Origin of the sequence: Bacillus sp. MUM 116 (assembly GCF_001866655.1) — a bacterium.
Lineage (GTDB): Bacteria > Bacillota > Bacilli > Bacillales > Cytobacillaceae > Neobacillus.
This window is the reverse complement of sequence record NZ_MLYR01000071.1, coordinates 1-23,490: the sequence shown is the minus strand read 5'-3', so window position 1 is coordinate 23,490 and position 23,490 is coordinate 1. Positions and strand designations below refer to the sequence as shown.

At 39.2% G+C, this 23,490-nt stretch carries 16 protein-coding genes and 2 pseudogenes; 10 read left to right on the top strand and 8 right to left on the bottom strand.

The annotated features are described in order from the left end of the window. Positions 1–21 precede the first annotated feature (21 nt). Positions 22–657 carry a YczE/YyaS/YitT family protein gene (locus BIV60_RS17250; protein ID WP_071356943.1) on the top strand — a complete coding sequence of 212 codons (636 nt, stop codon included), beginning with the start codon at positions 22–24 and terminating at the stop codon, positions 655–657. A 274-nt stretch (positions 658–931) separates the two neighbouring features. On the opposite strand, the gene mle is transcribed toward BIV60_RS17250, so the two are convergent. From mle to BIV60_RS17235, 3 genes are all read right to left on the bottom strand, one after another. Beyond that, positions 932–1,786 carry an alpha/beta fold macrolide esterase gene (mle, locus tag BIV60_RS17245; RefSeq protein WP_071356942.1) on the bottom strand — a complete coding sequence of 285 codons (855 nt, stop codon included), beginning with the start codon at positions 1,784–1,786 and terminating at the stop codon, positions 932–934. A gap of 607 nt (positions 1,787–2,393) precedes the next feature. Next, the gene (locus tag BIV60_RS17240) at positions 2,394–3,545 is read right to left on the bottom strand and encodes a pyridoxal-phosphate-dependent aminotransferase family protein (RefSeq protein WP_071356941.1); all 1,152 of its coding nucleotides are present in this window, start codon (positions 3,543–3,545) and stop codon (positions 2,394–2,396) included. 575 nt (positions 3,546–4,120) lie between these two features. Next, complete coding sequence (locus BIV60_RS17235; protein ID WP_141770483.1) at positions 4,121–4,612, bottom strand: hypothetical protein; 492 nt, start codon at positions 4,610–4,612, stop codon at positions 4,121–4,123. A gap of 201 nt (positions 4,613–4,813) precedes the next feature. Here BIV60_RS17235 and BIV60_RS17230 point away from each other — a divergent pair, with 201 nt between their 5' ends. Beyond that, positions 4,814–5,533, top strand: a complete 720-nt coding sequence (locus BIV60_RS17230; protein WP_071356940.1) for a spore coat protein — start codon at positions 4,814–4,816, stop codon at positions 5,531–5,533. A 263-nt stretch (positions 5,534–5,796) separates the two neighbouring features. On the opposite strand, the gene BIV60_RS17225 is transcribed toward BIV60_RS17230, so the two are convergent. The 3 genes and pseudogenes from BIV60_RS17225 to BIV60_RS28575 all read right to left on the bottom strand — a co-directional run. After that, positions 5,797–6,246, bottom strand: a complete 450-nt coding sequence (locus tag BIV60_RS17225) for a staygreen family protein (protein WP_071356939.1) — start codon at positions 6,244–6,246, stop codon at positions 5,797–5,799. Between the two features lie 64 nt (positions 6,247–6,310). After that, positions 6,311–7,429 (bottom strand): oxygenase MpaB family protein, encoded by a 1,119-nt coding sequence (locus BIV60_RS17220; RefSeq protein WP_071356938.1) that lies wholly within the window; start codon positions 7,427–7,429, stop codon positions 6,311–6,313. Positions 7,430–7,644: 215 nt separating this feature from the next. Then, positions 7,645–7,847, bottom strand: a pseudogene (locus tag BIV60_RS28575) (phage tail protein); the annotation flags it as partial. 685 nt (positions 7,848–8,532) lie between these two features. Here BIV60_RS28575 and BIV60_RS17215 point away from each other — a divergent pair. The 5 genes and pseudogenes from BIV60_RS17215 to BIV60_RS28570 all read left to right on the top strand — a co-directional run. Further along, positions 8,533–9,510, top strand: a complete 978-nt coding sequence (locus BIV60_RS17215; protein WP_071356937.1) for a DnaD domain protein — start codon at positions 8,533–8,535, stop codon at positions 9,508–9,510. 5 nt (positions 9,511–9,515) lie between these two features. Continuing rightward, positions 9,516–10,760 carry a replicative DNA helicase gene (locus BIV60_RS17210; protein ID WP_256218446.1) on the top strand — a complete coding sequence of 415 codons (1,245 nt, stop codon included), beginning with the start codon at positions 9,516–9,518 and terminating at the stop codon, positions 10,758–10,760. Between the two features lie 46 nt (positions 10,761–10,806). Next, positions 10,807–11,232 (top strand): hypothetical protein, encoded by a 426-nt coding sequence (locus BIV60_RS17205; RefSeq protein ID WP_071356935.1) that lies wholly within the window; start codon positions 10,807–10,809, stop codon positions 11,230–11,232. Between the two features lie 163 nt (positions 11,233–11,395). Next, the gene (locus tag BIV60_RS17200) at positions 11,396–12,046 is read left to right on the top strand and encodes an MFS transporter (RefSeq protein WP_083402302.1); all 651 of its coding nucleotides are present in this window, start codon (positions 11,396–11,398) and stop codon (positions 12,044–12,046) included. A 453-nt stretch (positions 12,047–12,499) separates the two neighbouring features. Beyond that, positions 12,500–13,054 (top strand): annotated as a pseudogene (locus tag BIV60_RS28570) (nuclease domain-containing protein); the annotation flags it as partial. Positions 13,055–13,110: 56 nt separating this feature from the next. Here BIV60_RS28570 and BIV60_RS17190 read toward each other — a convergent pair. Together BIV60_RS17190 and BIV60_RS17185 are read right to left on the bottom strand one after the other, a co-directional pair. Next, the gene (locus BIV60_RS17190; protein WP_071356932.1) at positions 13,111–13,902 is read right to left on the bottom strand and encodes a hypothetical protein; all 792 of its coding nucleotides are present in this window, start codon (positions 13,900–13,902) and stop codon (positions 13,111–13,113) included. 113 nt (positions 13,903–14,015) lie between these two features. Further along, positions 14,016–14,267 carry a hypothetical protein gene (locus BIV60_RS17185; RefSeq protein ID WP_071356931.1) on the bottom strand — a complete coding sequence of 84 codons (252 nt, stop codon included), beginning with the start codon at positions 14,265–14,267 and terminating at the stop codon, positions 14,016–14,018. A gap of 292 nt (positions 14,268–14,559) precedes the next feature. On the opposite strand from BIV60_RS17185, the gene BIV60_RS17180 reads away from it, so the two are divergent. The 3 genes from BIV60_RS17180 (at position 14,560) to BIV60_RS29785 (ending at position 23,139) form a co-directional block, all read left to right on the top strand. Further along, positions 14,560–14,985, top strand: a complete 426-nt coding sequence (locus BIV60_RS17180) for a hypothetical protein (RefSeq protein WP_071356930.1) — start codon at positions 14,560–14,562, stop codon at positions 14,983–14,985. 89 nt (positions 14,986–15,074) lie between these two features. Further along, positions 15,075–19,991 (top strand): DUF4132 domain-containing protein, encoded by a 4,917-nt coding sequence (locus BIV60_RS17175; protein ID WP_071356929.1) that lies wholly within the window; start codon positions 15,075–15,077, stop codon positions 19,989–19,991. A 490-nt stretch (positions 19,992–20,481) separates the two neighbouring features. Continuing rightward, positions 20,482–23,139: an SGNH/GDSL hydrolase family protein gene (locus BIV60_RS29785; RefSeq protein WP_071356928.1), complete on the top strand. Its 2,658-nt coding sequence runs from the start codon at positions 20,482–20,484 to the stop codon at positions 23,137–23,139. Positions 23,140–23,490: the final 351 nt, after the last annotated feature.

Sequence of the window (23,490 nt, the reverse complement as noted above, 5' to 3'; positions counted from 1 at the left end):
ATATAAGATAGAGGAGCAGTTATGAAAAGGGAAGGGATTTTACGCTGGTCTTTTTTTATTTTTGGATTAATAGTGTTAGCATTTGGCATATCTTTAACAATTGAAGGAAAACATTTAGGGATTGGACCATGGGATGTTTTTCATTATGGTCTATTTACTAAATTTGGCTTTACTATTGGAACGTGGTCCATAATAAGTGGATTTTTACTTTTGTTGATTAGTTCAATTTTCAATAAGGCATGGCCCAAAATAGGGTCCTTTCTGAATATGTTGTTTCTAGGATTATTTATTGATCTTTTTAATTGGATGTTACCTAGCATCGATAGTTTAGCAGGAGCAACAATTGCCTTTATCATAGGTGTTGTTTTAATTGGGTACGGTATTGGATTATATGTTTCTGCTGATTTTGGAGCAGGTCCTAGAGACAGCTTTATGTTATTAATTGTTGAAAGAACGGGTTGGAGTATCCCGTTGGTCAGAAATGGAATTGAAGTACTCGTTTTTCTTCTTGGTTGGATGTTAGGGGGGCCTGTTGGAATTGGAACTGTGTTTATTGCGTTTGGTTTGGGTCCAATTTTAGGATTTTCTATTCCTCAATGTAAGAAACTGATGGCATATTTCCTTGACCAAAAGGATCGCCTGTTAACGCATATGTAGACAATCAAAAATAAATAAACACGATGTATGAGGATCCCTTCATAGGGGAGCCCCTTTCATTTCAAAAGTATTTGCTAGTCCCCGCTTTTTTGAGAAATCTCATTTAGATATGCTATGGAGAACCGTATCATAAGTAAATGAGGTTTTTTAATATAAGAAAACTCCATCTTTATCGTAATAAAATATTAGAAAAAGTTGAAATAAAGGAAGAAGGATTACAATCGGAAAACCGAATTTGTAACCCTTCTTGAATTTATAAATATTAAGCTAGTTCTTAATTTATTGATGTATGGTTCGAAATCGCTTTAATGATCGTATCCCAATCGTCAGCGTGAATTTCATGACCTGTTCCTTTGAGGGTGACCAAAGAACTGCCAGGAATTTCATTCACTAGAGCCAGCGCATGTTCAAATGGCAGGATGGTGTCTTCTGTCCCGTGAATCACCAAGGTTGGGACATCGATTTCCTTCATCTTGTCTTCATAGAAGTCATCCCCTTTAAGAAGGGCATGATTAAACATACTTAGTAAATTGTTAGCACGGCTAATTTCTTTTGTAACCTGCTGAAACGCTCTCTTCTCATCAAATATATGGTTTGAGCCACAAAGAATCTTTGAACCAGCAACTAGGTAATTGGCGACTGCCTTTTTATCGGACCAATCCAGTTTCGCCGCATTTGCATGGTAAGAGAGGACTTTCTCATCCATGGGCGGTAAATTTCTGTTGTTATTATCCGACCCAAACAAACTTGATGACAGTAACGTTATTGATAGAATTCGCTCTGGATACTTTACGGCAGCAACTTGAGCAATCATACCACCTAGGGACATTCCCACCAAGTGAGCTTGTTTAATTTGATATTCATCTAGGATTCCAACAGCATCATCTGTCATATCAACTACAGTATAATTGGAAGTCCCTGGTTTATAGGCTGTAGAACGCCCGACATCCCGATTATCATATCGAATGACAAAACGACCTGTATTGGCCAATTTCTGACAAAATTCATCATCCCAATAAACCATTGAACACATGGCACCCATAATCAGTAAGACTGCCGGATTGGCTGGATTCCCAAAACTCTCTGTACATATATCAATTCCGTTAATTTTTAATATCTTTTCACTCATGATTAGCTCCTCATTTCATTCGAATTTGGTAAATTTAAATAAGGCACACCCAATTAAACGTACCCATTTTATTAAAAAATGAATGAGCATTAATGAAATGTACCTTAAATTAACGCAAACGAATGAACTTAATAATCATGATTAGCACTCCCTTTTAAGAAGTTATAAGGGCTTAGCCCAAATCTCATTATAACATAATTTCCCAAGCTTGATTTAGGAATTAAATTTCTAATGTATTATTCTTTATTTGTTGGGTATAAGGGGAGATATGATTAGTTTTATTCAAGTGTAACCTTAAGGCGGAATGTATGTTTGTTACGAAGTTTGTCCAATAAATTAACTTTAGTGAAATACTAGAATCCAGTTTAATTATTGATTTTATGGGAAAATAGCTTTTAGAAAATAAAAACGAAAACCTCATTTAGATGCACTACGGAGAACCTTATCATAAGTAAATGGGGTTCGTTATTTTTAAGCAAACAATCGTACTAATTGGTTAAAAAAATAGAAGTACTAATTGCAAGAATTTTTAAAACCCCTAATTATTAACTAAACCCACTCCTTAAAAAAGAGTGGGTTCTTTAGCGGTCACACCAAAAACTATTCCTTAATTTTCTGCTCTATAGGCATCTAGGAATAGTTGTCCAAGATTACCCTTTCCTTTGAAACCTAAATCACGTAGGCCATTATCGATCACTGTTAATACAGATAGAACTTTTTCAACGAAGGCATTTTCACCCATATGACCAATACGCAAGATGACATCTTCATATTGCGCCAAAGAAGTAGCGATGAATAGATTGTATGTTTCTTGGATGTGTTGTTGTAATCGTAATGCGCCTATTTCTGCTGGAATGATGAGGGCAGTTACCGTATTGGAACATCCTGATTCTAAGAATAATGTTAGTCCATATTCTTGAATAGATTTCCTTACTGCGTTCGCAATTTTTGTATGTCGCTCATAAACCGCCAATTGTCCTTCTTTTAAAATATTGTCCAAGGCAACATCTAAAGCTTCAATATTTCCAGCAGGCATCGTATAAGGTAAGGTTCCTTTTTCAATATATCCCTCGAAAATTTGTAGGTTTGCATAATATGAAGCAATTGGTGTTATACGGTTATTCATCGCTTTTTTAGCGTCCTCACTAATGGAAACGACCGCTAAGCCAACAGGTGCTGAGATAGCCTTTTGAGTACCTCCGCAGCAAATATCAATTTGATTTTGGTCGACATCGATTGGTTCACCAACCATACCAGCTACTGAATCAACCACTGTTAGAATGCCATATTCTTTTAGTAGGAGAGAAAGTTGACTAACATTATTTAACATGGACGTTGGTGTATCACAATGAACCAATGTTGCATATTTGAAGTCATGATCTTTTTCTAAATAGTTGCGTACTTCTTCAACGGGTATGTCTTTATGATAGTCAAAACTTAAGACAACAGGTTCTCCTCCATACATTTTGACAAAATATTGAAAACCTTCACCATATAGACCGTTATCGAATACAAGGACACGGTCACCAGGTTCAGTTAAGCTCGCACAGGCAGCTTCCAAAGCTAGAATCCCTTCTCCGGCAAGCAGCAATACTTCATTTGTAGTACCCATGACCTGGCCCATCTTTTGGCATACCTCATGGTAATAGTGGATGAATTCTTTATCAAAATCAGGGTTATTTGTTTTTTTAGCTAACGCCAAGCGTACATTCTCACGTACATCCGTTGGTCCTGGTGCATAGTTTGGTTTAAATCTCATATCAATCGTTCCTTTTTAAATTAGTGTATTTTATGGAGTAATAGTAGCAAATAATTGGTATATTTAAAAGTATCAGTTTATCTTAAAATCTAGGGGTTAGTTTAAATAAAATACCGATTTATGGATTTGACATAGTTGGAAATTTGTTGCTTGATTTAGCTGTTTAAATTGTTCCCAGACATTATTGTTTTAGTCAATTTATATATATATGGAACGTAAAAGACCACTCCAACAATACTTTGAAGTGGTATAGGTTGTCATATGGATATATAAACCTGATGGCCAAAATCAACTATGTTCTTTAGAGAGTTTTCGTCTCTAATATTAATCAAAGTGAACCGTACTATAAGTAAATGATGTTTTTGTAAAGATAAATAAACCGATTCGAACTCTGTTCTCGAATCGGCTTTTCTTTAGGAATTCTAATATGCTAAAAAATTGTACAGACTCTTTAGGTGTAAACTGGTCATAGTCTGTAGGGATAATTAAACAATTGGAATGATTATTTTCTACGAGGAGAGAAAAGTCGGTAAATAACAAAGTGGCCATTACACCCTTATATCCTCTAAAAATGACTAGCACAAAACAATGATTTTAAAGGGAGTAGTTTGGGCAGGAATGCTTAGTGTGGTGGGACCATATACAACGAGTAGATTTCGGTTTGCAGGACTCAATGTGAAGAGTTGATCGTTTTGTAATAATATCGGCGTATAACTAGAAATATTCAATTGTAACTGGGCATCACTACTTACCAGCTGACTGTCAAAATAGTCAACCTTTACATTTTGATAAGGGTTATCTTTTACGATAAGGAGAGCCTGATATTGTGGTGGATAAATTAGAGGGACGGGTAGATTGACATCATAAAAACCAGTTACATGATCTCCAACTGAAACCATAACACGGTCCAAAAAATAGGTTGTTGGACTAATAACGAAATTTACTATTGAACCATCTACTCTTAATAAGGACATTAACTTAAAGCACCCTTTTAATTCCTCATCTGAATTTACTAAATAATCTTGTATCATGGTAACTGTACCAGCGAAAGAACTGAACTTTTTCACCTTTTCCTCTCCTTTATGATGAATAATAAACGACCCTCCAAAAACCTCAGAGCAGGTGCTATGCAATGTTTTCATGAAAATTCAGCTGGCCTTATAAATTTTATGATGCTGGTGATTGGATATTACTTATAGATAAAGAGCAATAATTCTTATAGACCGTCAGAAAATCATAATGGTGATCACCATGAAAAGGAGTAGGGTATGTATAACTATTATTCTAGGACAACTATGAATCAGCCAAGTATTGTTTCGTTTGCACGTGGTGATGTAACCGGAGATCGAGTCCATGATAATGTCTATTTAACCGGAATAAAGACTCCAGCTAGCCCATTTATTCAAAATATTACCCTGCATGTTCAAGATGGCAGAACTGGAAAGGCAAAAAGTGTTCCCCTTCGTGAAAGTGCAGGCTACAATCCTACTATATTCTTGGGGGATTTTACTGGGAATAGAGTGGATGATATTTTAATAAGTATTGCTACAGGCGGCAGTGGCGGAATCATGTACCATACTATTTATTCCTTTGTGGAAAATATAGAACAATTACTGTTTGATATCAATATATATAATGAGCAATATCAATATGAGGTTACTTATCAAGATAATTACAAAGTGGAAGTTGTCAGCAAGACCAATAATAAAAAGTATTTGATAGACCTTTCAACAAAAGGTGCTGAGTATTTAAATGAGATATATGATGGAAAAGGCAAACTAAAAAGTCCAATTTCCGGTTTTGTAAATCCTCTAAGCGGCTTATATCCTGTAGATTTTGATTCAAATAAAGTGTATGAGCTATTGGCGTATCAAAAAATTGCTGGAAGATACAATGCAGATTCTTTAGGATATGTCTTGAACACCTTAGGATGGTTAGATAATAGGTTTGTATTGCAAAATCAGTATGTAGCTATTTTCGGATATTAGGATAGCATAGCAAGGCATATATTTCGGCGAGATGAGCTTTTTAATTAGCAATAATACAAAAAATTATTATCTAAACCTCATTTAGATAAAACATGGTGAACCGTACCATAAATAAAGGCAGTTTATAATAAGAAGGCGCTAATCTAGTGCCTTCTTATTATTATAAACCCAAATAAGTTTTTTTGTTTTCAAGTAAACGATAAGAAGAATGTACGTTGGTGGAGGCTATGTTAGTTGTGGCATACAATCTTAGATCATTATCTTTATGAAAAATGGTGGAAAGTTCCCCAGTTTTCTTGTCTAGAAAACTGTGGATAGGCGGACATAAAGTTAATGATTATTGTCGCTTGATCTAGATTAGGGTATGCGTTGAAAAAAAATCTGTCGCCGTATCGAATAGCTGTTAAGGCAAGCAGTAATTCACGTCTAAATATTTCATTACGTTTTGCAGATACATTTATGTTATATTCCCCTTGGTCTATATATAAATAAACATAAAAGTGCAAGGAACTTCCATTTTGATGCCATACTCCTAATACTTCATCTCTATTAGGATTGATATTTTCCCAGGCATAACGACTTCCAATTGTTAAAAATAGATCCCCAGTAATATCGGAGTGAGTGAGTGTGTAACATCTTGGTATAACAGGTTCCGTAGCTGTAACACCACTGCTGTACGCCACAAATAGTTTTTCCGGATTAAAATTGCTCAAGCAACCAACTCCAATCGGGGAAATAGGGGATTATGTAATCATATAATCCCGTTATGTTTTATTATTAAACTATTTTTTCCTCAATTCCCCAAACCTTCCGCAGTTCGGTTGGTATGAGAAAGGGGGTATATTCATAATCGGTCATGGCAAGGGACTGGCGCTTAATTAAGGCTAACCCAAGCCGATTCACCATACTTCCAAAAAAGCCCGTATAGTCTGAATCAAGAAAAAAACCCATTAGCTCTTTGTGTTTCATAAGGTTTTGCCAATTGGAGTGCGGAACATCCATCCAGTCTGCTATTTCGTCCCCTACGGTTTCTCGAATTAGGGCAGGGATGATGTTGTCAAACACCTGACCGGGAATGAGGCCTGCGTGAAACTCAAGTAGAGCACGGGTCATCTGAACCCCTTCAGGGGACGGTCCATGATGTCGTTTTTTAATTATTTTCTCCAACTGAATTGCTTCTTCCAAAGTTTCTGGGATAATATCCTTCCGAACCCCCAGCATGATTCCGATGGTTTTCCAAAAGTACAGATAATCTTCAGCCTGTTTTTCTGTTATTTTCATACCTAAATGACGAAGCCCAGCTATGATGACAATCGAAAAGGTTAATAGGGTACCAAGCAGATCTTCCTGACAGATGGGGATGCCATTTTCTTTTTCATCCCACCTGCCGGTCTTTTGAACCAAATGCCGAATGGCTGAATGCATTAAACGGACTTTTTGAATGGCTTTGATTCCTTGTCCTCCAGGTTCAAGTCCGCCTGGCGCCATGACATGAAGAACAAATTGCCCCGTTTCTGCTATCCTGCGGTATGCATTTTGACCTAATCGGTAACTGAATGTAAGGACCTTCACACCTTTACGTGCTGCGTAACAATTCACAAGTGAGGATGTTGATAATAAGAAGGTGATGGCAATGCCGTGTTCCTGAAATAAATCAGTTGCATTTCTTATTCTTGCCAAGTCCACATTTTCTGGGCAAGAAGCAGTATCCTTAAGCCAAAATTCTATAGGGTCAGGCAGTTCTTTCGGATACACTTGGTCATTGTACATTAATTGCTTCAACAAACCGTTTACGGAGCCAACCTGACCGTTCTTGAACAGTTCTTCAATAATTCGGTCTGGTACGGGATCGCCTTCCATCCGTAACTTCTCCAAAAGCTCTTCTGTATAGAACATCTCTTTCCCCCTCTTACCATTCCCTGATAGATTAAAAGACCTGAAACATTATATATATTCCTACTAATATAAAAAATTCCAAATAAAATCATGATGATTCAAATTTTGTACAAACTGCTGGTTAAAAGGGTGCGGTGAACCGTATCATAAGTTAATGAGGTTTTTGCGAAGAAAGTAAAAGCACCCTCTCATATGATGAAGGGGTGCTGCAATGTTTAAGATTCTCCTTTAATGACAAAAAACGAGCTTCGAATGGTTCCAGCCAATTTAGACTTCTGCCTAGCAAACTTAAATTTCCCATCGAGCTCCTTAGGTACTCCATACCCTCAGAAAGCTTAAAACCAACAGCTCGCTTCTTTGGGTCATCAACCGTGTATAAGACATTGACTTCAAGACCATCCTGACAAAAGACAAAGGCCTATTTAATATTTTCGAAGTTAAGATTTTAGGTATTACAAAGCTATGCTTGGGGCTTCAAAAATGGGGAGAACAGAGTATAAGAAGTTTGTTATAGGGAAACTGATAAATTTTTAGAATTAAATATTATTTAATCATTTATGAAGTAAAACACTTTAACAAACTTGTTGCCTTTTTTGTTTGAAATATCCAGTCTATAAAATACAATACAAAAAACGTTAAAAATTAGTTGTCATATTTGGCAGCTAATTTTTTAAAACAGAAAAAAGAAATTAAAATGGAATATTCTACTACTCAAAATGAATCAAAGAGTATTTCAGATTGAACCAAATCAAAGGTCAACCTGAACCCATATCATATTTCAGATTGAAACGATGGAGGGAACAAGTCTGAACCAAGCAATACCAGAGATTACTACAGAGATATTCCAAAGACAACAACAAAGATAGTACCAGTTGTTTTCCCCATCAAAAAAATTTTTAAAATCCCCCTTAAAGACTAAAATCCTTCCTCATTCATTCGTTCACCTAATTGCCATATTTATAAAAACATTTTTATTTTACCCTGTCCCTTACTGTCATTTTTCTTTATATAGCTAGTGAACGATGACTGAACCAATCGATGAAACAAGAAACGGAAGCAAATAGTTTTATCGTTCGGCCATTCGAAAAGGGAGGAAAAAAGAGATGAGTAATTTATTAGTGTTCGAAAATCCGATGATCGTGAGCCCATCATTAGCCAACATGATTGGTTTAAATGAAGCAATCGTTCTGCAGCAATTACATTACTGGGTTAATAAAAGTACCCATATCATTGAGGGGCGTAAATGGATTTACAATACCTATAACGATTGGCAGGAACAGTTTTCATTTTGGTCACTCAGTACGATCAAACGGGTATTTCGCTCGCTAGAGGATCAAGGATTCTTGCTTTCAGGGAACTGGAATAAAAGCAAAATGGATAAAACCAAGTGGTACACCATTGATTATGAACGGTTAGAAGAACTGGAAATAGAGCCAAATTTGCAAAAGAAGGAAGAGCGCAATGAAAGGAAACACGTCGAACCGGAAATGGATTCCCCAGCTTCGGAGATAATCGAGCCTGCTGTTAAAGATAACCTGTATAAAGAAGATATTTTAGATAGGGATTTAGATGAAAATGATCCATACACAACTGAATATAAAAAAATGGACGAAACGTTGCTGCATCGTCATTCGATACATGGGCAAAAAGAAAAACAAAAAGCTTTCGAACACAATATAGAAAATAATCCAGACATACAAAATCCCTTATTGAGTAATCAAAAAACAGAAGATGTAAAAGAAATTATTGAATTTTGGGATGCGAATGGATTTGGATTTACAAACGTGAATGCAAAAGAGCAGTTGTTGTCGTGGTTAGATGATTCTAGCTTTTTACAGCCAAAAGAGATGATTTTAAAAGCAATGAATATTGCGTGTGCGAATAACAAGCGGAAGTTGAACTATATTGTGGGGATTCTGAAGAACTGGGAAAATGAATCTTTACTGACCTTAGAAGAAGTTGAAACGGATCAGGAGAAGCAAAAGCCTGCACCAAAGCATAGGAAATCAACTGAATCGTTTCCTGCCGGAAGAGATATTCCAAGAGGATTTGAACTCGACCTTACGGCAGGTGAAGAGTGATGAGTATGGCAGAGAAGGCGTTTCTCGGAAGTTTGATGAAGGCGGAATACTTACTCAAGGATACGGTGATTCAGCCTGAGCAGCTAGAAAGTATACGGCATAAAGAATTAATGCGAAGGATGGTAGAGTTTAACCGTGCTGGCAAAAATATTGATTTAATTTCCTTGACCACCTTACCTGACCTCGATTCTGTAGGTGGAATGTCTTACCTTTCGGAACTGTTATCGTATGCGGATATAGAGAAATTTGACCGTACGGAGAAGCTCATTCTTGATCAGTGGAAGGAACGGGAGAAGCGGAACATCTTAACGGTTGCAGCCATGAACGATTGGGAAATTGCGAAAGTAATCGCCGAATTGGATAAGATTAACCAAATGAAAATGGACGACCATACGTCCTTACAACAAGCGATGTCAATCATTTATGAGGCACCCTGGGAAGATCAATCAACGTTGAAAACAGCCACAACGGGTATCAAAAAACTGGACGAAGTGACGGGAGGCTTTCAGGACGGGGAAGTGACAATTCTAGCGGCCAGACCATCGATGGGAAAAACCGATGTGATGCTTCACTTTGCAAAAACGTCGGGATGGGCTGGATATTTACCCCTCGTATTTTCCTTAGAAATGCCCGAAAGGCTGATCACCTCCCGATTAATGGCTTCAACCGGAGGCTTTAACCGTGCAAAAATGCGAGATCCGAAAAGAATGCTCAATCAAAGTCAAAAGAATAGATGGTCGGATGTCATTGGGGATCTCGCTGAAACCCATATCCAAATTTTTGATGGGGCTGGACAAACTATTTCCCAAATGAGAGCGAAAACGCGAAAAATGCTGCATCAATTTCCATACAAGAAACCGATTCTTTTTATCGATTACTTAACATTAATCCATTCTGGTCAATTTTACGGCGGGAATTCCCACTTACAAGTGACGGAAATATCCAAATCTCTTAAAACGATGGCGAAAGATTTTAATTGCCCCGTCATTTGTTTGGCGCAGTTAAATCGATCGGTGGAATCAAGAGCCAATAAAAGGCCGATGATGTCAGATATTCGAGAATCAGGCAGTGTGGAACAGGATGCCGATGTGATTCTGTTCTTGTATCGCGAAGCCTATTATGACAAGGAATCTAAGGATCATTCCCTTGAAATCATTGTCTCTAAAAATCGAAATGGTCCAGTTGGAACCATTCCAGTGAATTACAACGAGCATACAGGAAAGATTGAGGAGCAAAAGGAATCCAATTAGACCACGAAGACCAGGACAATAAAATCTTATATCGAGGTGTTAACAGATGATTGTGGAAGAATTGTACCAGGATTGTTTCCGTTTTAATGAATCCTCTTTGGCCCATTGCATCTACCATTTATTAGGGGAGGGGAAAATTTCATTAAAGGATGACATTTCAAATATACACCTCAATCAAGTAGATCAGCAGAAAGTGGCGGAATTGATTCAAAATAATTTCTTAGGGATTCATAAGATGTGCGTTTACTCATTAAAGATGAGCCAGAAGGGTTTTGTCTTTATCTTTGCTAGAAGCGGACAAGAAGCAATCGATTTCTATACTAAAACCTTGCATCAAACTCCATTGAATTGCTACGAATATTCACTAGATTTCCAGCTTGTGAGAGGCAAAGCGGTGATTTCGTTTCGGGACATGAAGAAGGATATTAATAGTTTTCCAGCTATTGCGGGGTATTTTAAGAGGGAGGGGTGAGAAGGGAAGAGAGGGAACAACCTAACATTTAGGTAAGAAATATAGAATTATAATAATTAGTAAAAACCAATGAATAAAAAGCAATTTAAAAAGAGGGATTTGCTTTGATGAAGAAACTTTATAATAGTACTATGAATAAAAATGATAGAGCGAGATTATTCTGATGCAGAATAAGTCAATTGTAGTGAGAGAGAAAGGTTCTCTTTTAGAGGTTCTTACGAATCCAAAAATATGGGTGTTTTCGATTATTTACTTCCTTTGGATCACGGGACTGTATAGTTTCGGTCTGGGGATGCCGAGTCTGATGAAACAGTTAAGCAGTATGGGAATTCAGACCATTGGCTTTCTTTCCGCGATTCCATTTATCCTTGCGTCCATCGCGATGTATATCAATGCGAGTTGGTCTGATCGCCGCGGCGGGAACCGGAGCTTATTTGTAGCCATTCCTTTACTGATCGGAGGACTTGATCTCATTATTCAACATTTTATTGGGTTAAGTCTTGTTGCCACCCTCATTGTGTTGTGCGTAGCAGGTATCGGCATTTACGCCGCCATGGGGCCATGGTGGGCATGGGCCATGTCATTTGAACCGCGTGAACAAGCGGGGACGGCCAATGGCCTCATCAATCTGTGCGGGAATTTCGGGGGAATTATGAGTCCTATCGTTGTCGGCGTGGTGGAAAATGATGGGAATTCGATCAATGGTTTTTATATTTTAGGTTTTGCGATGGTCGTGGGTGCGCTCCTTGCCGCTTTTGTTGCAGGGCGATTTAAAGTGGACCATTCAGCAGAACATGAAACAAGCAGGAAATGAGTTCAAGTATAATGAATAAGATCTTAAAGTATGCGTGTCTAGTTTTTAGGGACGCTATTTTTTTTTGCAGGTGAAAGAGATTGATACAAAGCTTTGCAAGACTAAGTATGAGCAATTAGATGTAAAAGACCAGCTAAAAGAAACACAAGCCAATTAGCATCATCCTCCTACAAAAAGCAAAAGGGGCACAATTTGGAAGTTAAAAAGAACAAGAGATAGCTCATGATTTGGGGAAGATGTTAATCGTAAAAGAGTTGTATTTTGAGAGGCCACGCTGTTCTCATTTTTAATGGAAGTATATATTTTTCATGTGAAAACTTAGCCAATATAAAGAGACTACCCATAAAATCTATAATCATTTTAGTTTCTCGAATTGGTTGACACAATTAAGTCGAACAGAATTCTACTTCCTTTATCATAGGGAATGTACCCTCATAATAATGAATCAAGGTCACGAATGAGGAGATTATCTTAACCTATCAAAAATATGAAGGGAAATTGACGACGATTCCACAAAAGCCTGATACGATGTTAAGCATCGAGAAGAAGGGGAAGGACTATACCTTTAATTATATTTTTGATGCCAAATACCGAATCGATTATGCCCAAAAAGGCAGCTATTAAAAAAATCGTTACAAAACACCAGGCTCTATGGAGGACGATATCAATACCATGCATCGTTACCGAGATTCGATTGTGGCTTCGGTGGTTAACGGTCCATATGAACGTACTGCCTTTGGTGCTTATGTGTTGTTTCCGTGGTTTGATGAACAGAGCTACCAAGATCATCATTTTTATGAAAGTATTGATAAAGTCAACATTGGCGGGCTCCCATTTTTACCGAATGCCACGAGCTTAGTTGAACGTTTTGTCGAAAGGCTAATTGATAAAAGTCCAGAGGAAATTCAGCGGGAAGGAATTTTGCCACGCGGGACAATAGAGGAATGGAAATCAAACCTGGATGAAATGGTTTTGGTCGGTCTTGTTTCAAATGAGGAAAATTATCAAAAGAGATTCCAGCCTCTATTCATCATTAACTCATGGAAAAATTTGTGGTTTAAGGTTTAAACCTGTCCCTTCAATCTAACCCCCATCTCCCACAATTCCTCAAAATAAAGCTCATCAAATTTTTTCTCGAGAATTCCATAGAAATAGGCGATCGGTTTTTTCACGATGGCTTTGGTTTTTAACTTTCGGACTAATTGTTTGAATGATTCAATTGCTGTTGCTAAGACTTGATCTTTTTCCTTTTCACGGTCACCTCTATAAGCTGCAATATTTACCATATGCCAATATTCTTCAATGGTTTTGGCATCCGAAAAGAAGTATTTTACTAATTGCACAAAAGCTTTTGGTACTCTATCACTAACAAAAGTGTGATCGATTTCAACAGACGGTTCTTCTTTACGTTTATTTATTTCTTGTTTATTTGTTTTAGAAAGATTGCTAGTTTTAGGGTGGTCCATTTCTTCCTCTTTTGGTGGTTCACTTTGAGGAAAACGATTAAAGACATAAAGATTACTCGATTGTGAGCCGTTTTTTCTTTCGGTTTCATGGACGGTCATGATTCCTATTTTGATTGCTTTTTGGATCATTCGTTTAAAGGTTGAGCGGGAGATCCCATTATCGTGATATTCTTCATGAATCGCTTTTAAGATGGTCCCAATTTTGGCATTCGAAACGCCAGGGACCTTTGCAGAAAAACGAACCAGCCGTTTTAGGCCAACTAATCCACCTTTTGAAAAATCCTTCTTATGTACAGACAGCCACATCTCCATATGGGTATTAAATTCTTTAAGTGAAGAGAATTGAGAATATTGTTCGAAACCTTCAATATTACCTGATTTAATTTGCATATAAATGCACCACCCTTTCACCGTCTATATAAAGAAAAACTGGTGAAAAGGACATGGTGGGGAAAGGGGAGTTGTGACAGATTTATGAACTTATCTTCTTATACCAATTCATACTAGCGGATTGGTCCGCCGAGCGGCTCGGCAAACAAGGGAACGCCTATGTGAGGAACCGACTGATGATCCATGAGGTGAATCATATAATGATCCAATTGATGAAAGTAAGGATGGTAGTAAGGATAGTAGTAAGGATAGGACTCCATTCCATAAACTGGGTATCCGTATCCCATAGGGGTTCCGAGAAAAGGATAGGGCATATATCTTGTTCCGATATGATGATAATTATTATTTCTTATTGCTGGATTCACGTTGTCACCTGCTTTTTTAAAAAAGGAATTAACTAACCAATTTCTTGTTATGGTTTGTATCTAGGAAAGAGCTTATCTTTATTCAATTTAGGTGATTGCCTATTAATCAAACATGAATTATAGTGGTAAGGCGCAAGATTTGGACATTACACAGAAAAATCTTACTGTCGATTTTTTCTATTTAGGTAAAGCAACAAAGGTTAACAAAAGAGCTTTTAAAAAAAACCACCGTAATACACCCAAACCATATTATACTATGTAAAAATTATCAAAAATAATGAGGTAATTGCTTATGAACATTTACATATCACTGAAATCTCTAGCAAAACGCAAAAACTTCATCACAAAACAACCATATGAGCTGCAAAAAAAACCAAACACACTAAGTGAACTCATTACCCAAGTCGTAACGCAAAACGTCGAACAGTTCAACAACAAAGCTAGCAATCCAGAAACACCACTTATAAACTTTCTTTCCAACTTAGACATTGAGCAGCAAACCCAAGCCGGAAAAGTAGGCTTCCAAACACTATATAATGACAAGCAAGCAGATCTACCGAGAGCAATCGAAACCGCCATTCAAGCCTTTAAAGATGGCTTATACCGAGTGTTCTTAAATGACCAAGAAGCTGAGCAGCTAGATACCCCACTAGAAGTAACAGAGGACGCTGAAGTCGTGTTCATACGCCTGACAATGCTCACGGGCCGGATGTGGTAGGCTGACTGCACCAAACCAGATGGACGGTTCCTGTGGCTTAAAATGAACCAGGAGAACCTTCCCCCAGATCCACAAAAGGAGAATACGAAATGATGATAGAATCAAGCGGAAATTATTTGATAGATTATGAAGCAAAGATTGCAACACTCGATGAACAGGATCAAAAGCTAGCTAGACACATCCTAAAGTTCATGCAAACGGATTACTATAACCAGGACCGACATATTCGTCGCTTTACCAAGACGCTCAACGAGCAAGCAGAAACTGACCAAGACAAGCTCAACCGGCTAGTGGACTTAACGCGGAATTTACTCGGCGAATACCACGCCACTGTCATGCAATACATTATCAATCACGCAACCGAGTATTCCTACTCAACGGGCTATGACCGGAGACCATTTCGCACCAAAAACATAACAGCCCATGTAAACAGAATCATCGAAAAGTGCGCTTCACTCCATGATCTAGCAAAGCACTGTGTGACCATCATGGACATTCTTACAAACCGACACCTTGACCTAAACAACCAGGTGATCAGCGACATTATCGCCTACGAGCTAGACCAGCAAAACGACGACGTGCTAAGCGCACTTAAAGAAGTCATCTATGGTGACAACAATACTGCCCTCCTTACCAGAGAAATGATAAAGGGCATGCTGCTCAGTCATCGTGAGGAAGCTTATACCATCATCGGCGAGCTCCTTGTGGCAGCGAGACTTCAAGAGGGTCTCCGCCAAAGCATCGTCGAAACAATGGATGAAGGCACATTAGCGGCAACAACACACCTGCTTAACGTTATCCTTGAAAACAACCTAATCCGATACAGTTCTGTTGTTAGAGCAATCGATGTTTGGACAGGATTAACCCTTGAGGCAGAGCAAGCTCGCGTCACCAAGCAAATAATTCAATACATCTATGAATGCCTAACAAATATTGACCTCCGCAAGCGGTGGCTGCAGAGTGAGGATATGAACAAGCTGTACACCAGTTTATGGGCAAGTGCAGTTATCGAGGAGGAGGACCTCAATCACCAGGTAAACGCGCTTATGGATAACGGCGAAACCTATCAGAAGATAGTCGCCCAATATATGCTTGCCCAGAGTCAGAACGACCTGCTCAAGTACACGATTGCCTCCAAGCATCTAGACGAAACCGACCATGAGCTTCAAGTCTTTCTGCTCATTAACTATACGTACGAGTGCTATTTTTCGTGGAACTGGAACCATAAGACCAATCAGTATATTCATAAAATCCAGTTCGAACGCATTCCGGCACTTGAAGAAAGGTCCGAGCGTCTACGCCAGTTCACTCTTTTAAAAGCAATGCTAGACACTGCTCCGAAAAAAGAAATAACAATTAAATCCAGGGTTTTCAGTGGCTTAGAGGTAGCTTACTCTGCTGACTCCATCGTAAAAAAGATGCTTTACCTGATTGCCTATGATATGGACCAGGGACTCATCACGCAAATCATCGAGAAAAAAGATATGTACAACTCAGACACGAGAGGCTTTTTACTCGATTGCTTTACAACAGATCAATCCAACCCTGCTCAACGCGAATATATTTTTGCATGTTTATCTGATAAAAGCATGAACAATCGTGAAAAAGCGATGAAACGAATCCTAGATTTAACGCTCGAACCTGACGAAATAGACAAAGTTGAAGCAATCCTAAAATTAAAAACAGGGAACCTCCGTCAAAGTGCTATCAAGCTTTTACTAAAGTTAGAAGACGAAAAACTAGAAGAATCACTAAACCAACTTTTAACAAGCAAAAGTGAACTGCAACGGGTTGGCGGACTTGAAATGATATCAGAGTTAAAAGAAGCATCACCGGAAAAATTCAAAAAGGTAAAAGACAAATGGAAGGTTATTAAGGCTCCGACTGGAAAAGAAAAGCTATTAATCGAAAAGCTTTCAACAAAAGAGGAATATAGCTTAAAGAACGGTTTCGGTCTATACGCCCCGGAAAAACAATGCAAGTTGCCAACTGACCATATCCCAAAAGTCGAAACCAGTAACGTGTTCTCGACCGATTTTACTAGAATCCAAGAGATCCTAACTGGCCTTTCCGAGTTAATTCACGAGCATCGTGAGCACGAATATGAAGTCGATTGGTATGGTTATAAGGAAACGCACTTAGTGGGTGCAACTCTAACACGAGGTAGAAACGTCGACATGCAGGACAAGCGGGAGGGAATCGATGAGCTGCCGCTAGCTGAGGTTTGGAAGGACTATTTTAAAACAACAAAAATTACTACACCTGAGCTTATCGAGCTTAATGTCATGTTCAGTTTAGATCTAGTGTATCGCTATCGCTATAAAAAGATTAACAACTGGGAAATGGATGACTTTAAGAAGCCGAATGATTGGCGCAAGGAGTTTCTCGATAACGTTTATCCGCTAGAGAAGGTAAAGGCCTTCTATACCTTTGCACCTGAGCTTCTTTATTATAAGCAGATGAACGAGATTGTATCATCTTATTTCCAGGACCTAAACAAGGAAGACATTTTCGAAACAGCAAATGGGATGCTTCATACGATGATAGAGGCTATCCCTGAGGAGAAGCGGAAATCAGAGCGTCAGATGTATCAGTTGATTGCATTCCCGTGGCTAGATTGGGCAAAGGCTAATGTGTATAATGATGCATCCAACAAAAACTACTTCCTTCTACTATATAAGTTATACACTCTGAATAACTTCAAAACCTTTGGTGCAGAACTTGAAGAGCTAGTCCGAGCCTATGATCTACTGCTTATCGACGAGAATGAACTGACAAAAGAGCTTTTAGGAAGAGAGAATAGTAGAGATCACATTTTAGAGCTAACCAATGCGAAGAAGGGCTATACGAAATTGCACCCTTCAATTGAGCCGATAAAAGAAAAGGTCATCGCTCGTATCCTTGATATTGAACTAAAGCGTGGTGACCTCCAAACAGAGGTCACACCACATGCAACAGGTATCATGTATTACGAGGGCATGGAGTATTTGATCACGTTATTATCAGGACTCGATAAGGAATCGTTCGTCCGTGGCTATTTCTATTACTATGGCAATATGAATGTGACAAAGAAGGAAGCGTTGAGCCACTTACTACAAGTCTGCCACCCGAAGGCGGGCGAGAACGAGGAGCTACTGGAAAAGCTTGTAAAAGAAAAGAAGATCGCTGACAAACGTTTACTTGAGGCTGCGATGTATGCACCACAATGGCTAGATATTGTAGCAGCATATTTAAAATGGGATGGTCTAAAGAGTGCAGCCTGGTATTTCCATGCGCATACGAACGAATCCTTCTCTGCTGAAAAAGAAACGATCGTTGCGCACTATTCACCGATCACACCAGAGGAATTCCTTGATGGTGCCTTTGATATTAATTGGTTCAAAGAGGCTTATGAGCAATTAGGTGAGGAGCGCTTCAAGATTTTATATGATTGTGCAAAATATATTTCCGCAGGTGCCAATCATCGCCGTGCCCAGCTTTTTGCTGATGCGACACTTGGTAAGCTAACCTTAGAGGATATGAAAACTTCCATTGAAAAGAAGCGAAACAAGGATCACTTGCTGTGCTATAGCTTGATCCCAATTGAATCAGCAAACACGAATGATGTGCTAGAGCGCTACGAGTTCATACAGAAGTTTGTAAAAGAAAGCAAGCAATTTGGAGCACAGCGACGTGCAAGTGAAGCAAAGATTGTTGCGATTGCACTAGATAACCTCGCTCGAAATGCAGGGTATAAGGATGTAACAAGACTACGCTGGGATATGGAAGCGCGGAAAATGGAAGAGGTCATGCACGTCCTAGAGCCAGTGGAGATTGACGATTTGACAGTTCAGCTAGTGATTGATGAAAATGGGAAGGGTGACATCAAGGTCATCAAAAACAACAAAGAGCTGAAATCCGTCCCAGCAAAATACAAAAAGCATGAATACATCTTAGAGCTAAAAGAAGTAAACGTAGGGCTGAAGGAGCAATATAGCCGAGCAAAAGCAGAGCTTGAACGCTCCATGGAGCTAGAAACACCATTTACATTACAGGAACTAGTCAACATGATGAAAAATCCAGTTGTTGCTCCTCTTGTGAAAAAGCTTGTGTTTAAGGCGGGTAATAAATTAGGCTTCTTCACTGATGAAGAGCTTCAAACTCCAACAGGGGAAAGCTATCAGCTTCAGTCAGACGATAAAGTTACAATTGCTCACCCGGTTCACCTATATGAAAGCAGCAGCTGGAGTGACTACCAGCGGTATCTATTTGATCAGCAAATCAAGCAGCCATTCAAACAGGTATTTCGCGAGTTATACCGACTAAATACAGACGAAGCAGCAGCAGGAACAGAATCCAGACGCTATGCAGGTCATCAAATTCAGCCAAAGAAAGCTGTTGCTCTGTTAAAAAATCGCATGTGGACCGTTAACTATGAAGAGGGACTGCAAAAGGTCTATCACAAGGAAAACATCATTGCAAAAATCTATGCCATTGCAGACTGGTTCTCACCTTCTGACGTCGAAAGCCCAACCCTTGAAACGGTAGAATTCTTTGACCGAAATACCTATAAAAGCATCGGGTTAAACAAAATTCCAGAAATCATCTTTTCGGAAACAATGAGAGATGTGGACCTAGTCGTAAGTGTCGCCCATGTTGGAGGAGTTGACCCAGAAGCAAGCCTAACAACAATTGAAATGAGAGCAGCCATCCTACAGGAATCTCTAAGACTGATGAAAATTAACAATGTAAGAATCGAAGGAAACTTCGCACTGATAAAAGGAAATCTCGGGGAATATGGTGTCCACTTAGGAAGTGCCATGGCCTACAAGCAAGCAAGTGGAAACCTGAAAATCCTACCCGTTCACTCGCAGCATAGAGGAAAGCTCTTCCTGCCATTCCTAGATGAAGATCCAAAAACAGCGGAGGTCCTATCAAAGGTCATGATGCTTGCGGAGGATAAGAAAATTAAGGATCCAAGTGTATTGGAGCAGTTAAGACATACGAAGGGTGCGAATATTCAATAAGGTAATGTACTTCACGTAGAAAATCATCTGAAAAGTAATGGAATAATGAACTAATAAAAGAATATATGTCCCTGCTTTTGAATGTGGAGAATTTTATATAAGTACAAGTGTATGGGCGGAGGTCTCAAAATTAGTAAAGAAATATTATGAACAAACTGGAAAATTGGTATTTAATTTAATTGAAAAGTAAAATTCAACTAATCCCCGAACTTTATAGAGTTCGGGATTCTTTCATTTAAAAAGGGTTATTCTTTGAGAGAAAGGCAAAAAGTTCCTAGAACCATTAAGTTTCTGGGAACTTTTTTCTATCAATGAGCGTTAAAAAGACTAAATATGACATATTTACAAAAAACTAGGTCTATTGTGATAGCTACTGAAATATATTTTTAATCGGGTTTTCAAGTCCTACATACTTCTAACGTTTTCCGGAAATTTATGGTTTTGTTGTATGAGGAAGGGCCTAAACAATGTTATTCTCAGGAGGAATCAGATGACTTCAACTCTAGGAACACAATTTATCCCAATTGCAAAACAATCCATTTCAATTAGCTCTAACACGATCACTTCACTCACAAGTTCAAGCCAGGACCGATTACAGTATCACAAAGCCGTTCTAGAATCGGTGGGAATCACTTCCCTTTCATCCCTTGGAATCCTTAATTTATCAGGAAATCTAATACCACAAGCAGGACTTACACGGCCAGATCCTAATTTGGCGGCCAGTCAGGTATTCTTCCAGTCAGCGTATAAATTAACGAACACTGCAACCGCACCTGTACTCCAACCTGCTGGGGGCCAGGCCACGATTTTGAAAGCTATTCCGATACCCTCTAAAACAATAACTGCTGCTTCTGTATCGAGTCTTGCGACACAGATTAATGTAGATACCGCTTATTGGGTCGCAACAGAAATCAATTTACAGGATAATACGACGATCGTCCTAAAACAACCTCAGCACTACCTCATTTTAATTGCTGAAAAAATAACCGTTGGTCAAAATGTTACGTTTACATGGGAAAGGCCAAGTAAATTTAGTCCCGCTAAACAGACGAAACCACCTACGCCTTCCCAAGCGCCTACTTCCACTTCTCTTGTGGGCATTACAGGGACCAATGGAATACATGGTGTCAAAGGCGGAAGGGCCCCAGATGGAACAAGTGCGCCTGAATTAGAAGTATGGGTTCTTGATATGACTGGGCGTCCTGCTTTTGATTTAAGGGGTCAGGATGGGACGACCGGTGGCGCTGGGCAGGATGGCGGGAATGGCGGCCAAGGAGGAAAAGGAAAACCTGCGGAATTAGACTGGGCAGGATTCTGCAAGGCCGGGGCCGGCGCAGGGGGCAACGGAGGAGCCGGAGGAAATGCAGGTTTAGGCGGAGATGGAGGCAATGGAGGAACTGGAGGAAAGCTTTCCCTATATGCTCCACAGAATGTGATCAATCAATACCTTCAAGGTTTTTACATAACCGTAGATGGTGGACGTGGAGGAGCAGGAGGTCTGCCTGGTGAAAGGGGTTCTGGTGGAGCTGGAGGACCAGTTGGAGATTCTCTTAAAGCAAACTTTGGTGCCGTTTGCGGGCCTGGATCCAGAACGGCCGGATCCAGAGGGCCTGACGGTGCGTCTTCTGCCCAAGGTTCTTCAGGCTACGAGGGAGGGAAACTACCAGATCCCATCAGTATGCGTTCAATCGATCCAGATGATTTTCGAAGAATACTGCTTGAACCGGTTATTTTTGAAGCAACTCCTGTCTATGCCTTTGCAGGGGAAACGATCACATTAAAAGGCAAGCGTTATACGAAAACCGATGTTGTGCTCATCGACGGTTCTCCTGTGCCAACAAATGTTTACAGTGATACTTCCATGCAATTTTTCGCTCCTTTTATTAGGGGAGGGCAGCACACCATTCAGGTAAAACAGTCGGATGGAACGTTATCTAACAAAGCTTCTTTGTATATTAAGCCCAAGGTCGATTCTGCCAAGCAGGATAACAAAGAAAATGAACATATGCGTGTCGTCCCAGGGCGAAAAGTAACGTTAATCGGCAGTGGATTTTCCGAAAATGCGATTGTTCGGATTAATGATCAGGATATGCCTGATGTAACCTTATTAAGCCCAACCCAGCTTGAGTTCACTTTAATCAGACCTTCCACAGTTGAACAAAATCCATCAGGTGAGCATGCGACAGCACGCGTGATTCTATCAGACGGAACTCCATCTAACACCCTCAATATAGTGTTGGATACCTTTTCTATGGTCGTCCTTGGTGACTCTGTTTCTTGGGGTCAAGGGTTATTCGAACATGAGAAGCACTATTCACTTGTCGGCAATTCTGTTAAAGCCCGGAATGGTAATATCGGATTCTATAACCAAGTACTTGCGCATTCAGGGGCAACCATTGGAGTAGATGATTATACAAATACTCCTGCAGTAGATGGAGAGGTGCCGGTATCTTATCCGACCATTCTCCAACAGTGTGACCTATTTGTCGGGGATCCAACTCAGGTAGATCTGATCATTTTGGATGGCGGAATCAATGATGTGAATCTTCGAGTCGTCTTGAATCCTTTTAATCAAGATGATTTGAGTAAGCTTAATAAGACACAATTCCTTGATAATAGTAAAATTTTATTTTCTAAAGTAGCCACTACCTTTCCAAATGCCAAAGTCATTGTAACGGGATACTATCCCCCTGTTTCCGAACAGAGTGATTTAAGCGCTGTAGAGGTTTTACTTGTCGCTTTAGGAATTGTGACACAGGGAGTACCTGGTGGTGTTACTGCTGGATTTTTGACCGAACATCACCTGAAGATCATCCATGAAAGAAGCCTGAAGCTTGCAACCGAGTCAAAATTGTTTCTCCAACAGGCTGTAGATGAAACCAATGCTACTCTGACCGGCGGAAACAGGTTTTTCTTTGCTGATCCAAATATCGGTGTAGAACACTCAGCACTTACAAAAGATCCTTATTTATTCGGGATTAATTTGGATATGTCACCACAAGATTTTATCGCAGCCGAGCGCCTGATTTCATGCACAAAAGCTGGCTGTAAGGGAATAGACTTTGAGATTTGCAAACGAGCTTCAATGGGTCATCCTAACAAAAAAGGAGCAATTGCTTACGCAGACGCAATCTATCCGTTTTTATAAGGAAATAGAAGACAAATCCACAGAGTATAAAAAGTAAAACTAAGAACAGAGCCTAATCAGCATTCTTTTGCTTGATTAGGTTTTTGTTTTATAAGTCAAAATCTTTAGTGCAAATTAAAACCCAATAGCAGTCTTTTTTTATCAGGTTCCAATTGTTCCCGTAGCTTTCTAGGTCTTTCGTAGGATGGATACCTAGTGCTTTCACATCTGGTAAAATTTCCAAAAGCCGATTTATGAATTGGATTTAGAATGAGGAGATTCGATAGGATGATTGATTCTGAATTGGTATTTAATTTAATTGAAAAGTAAAATTCAACTAATCCCCGAACTTTATAGAGTTCGGGATTCTTT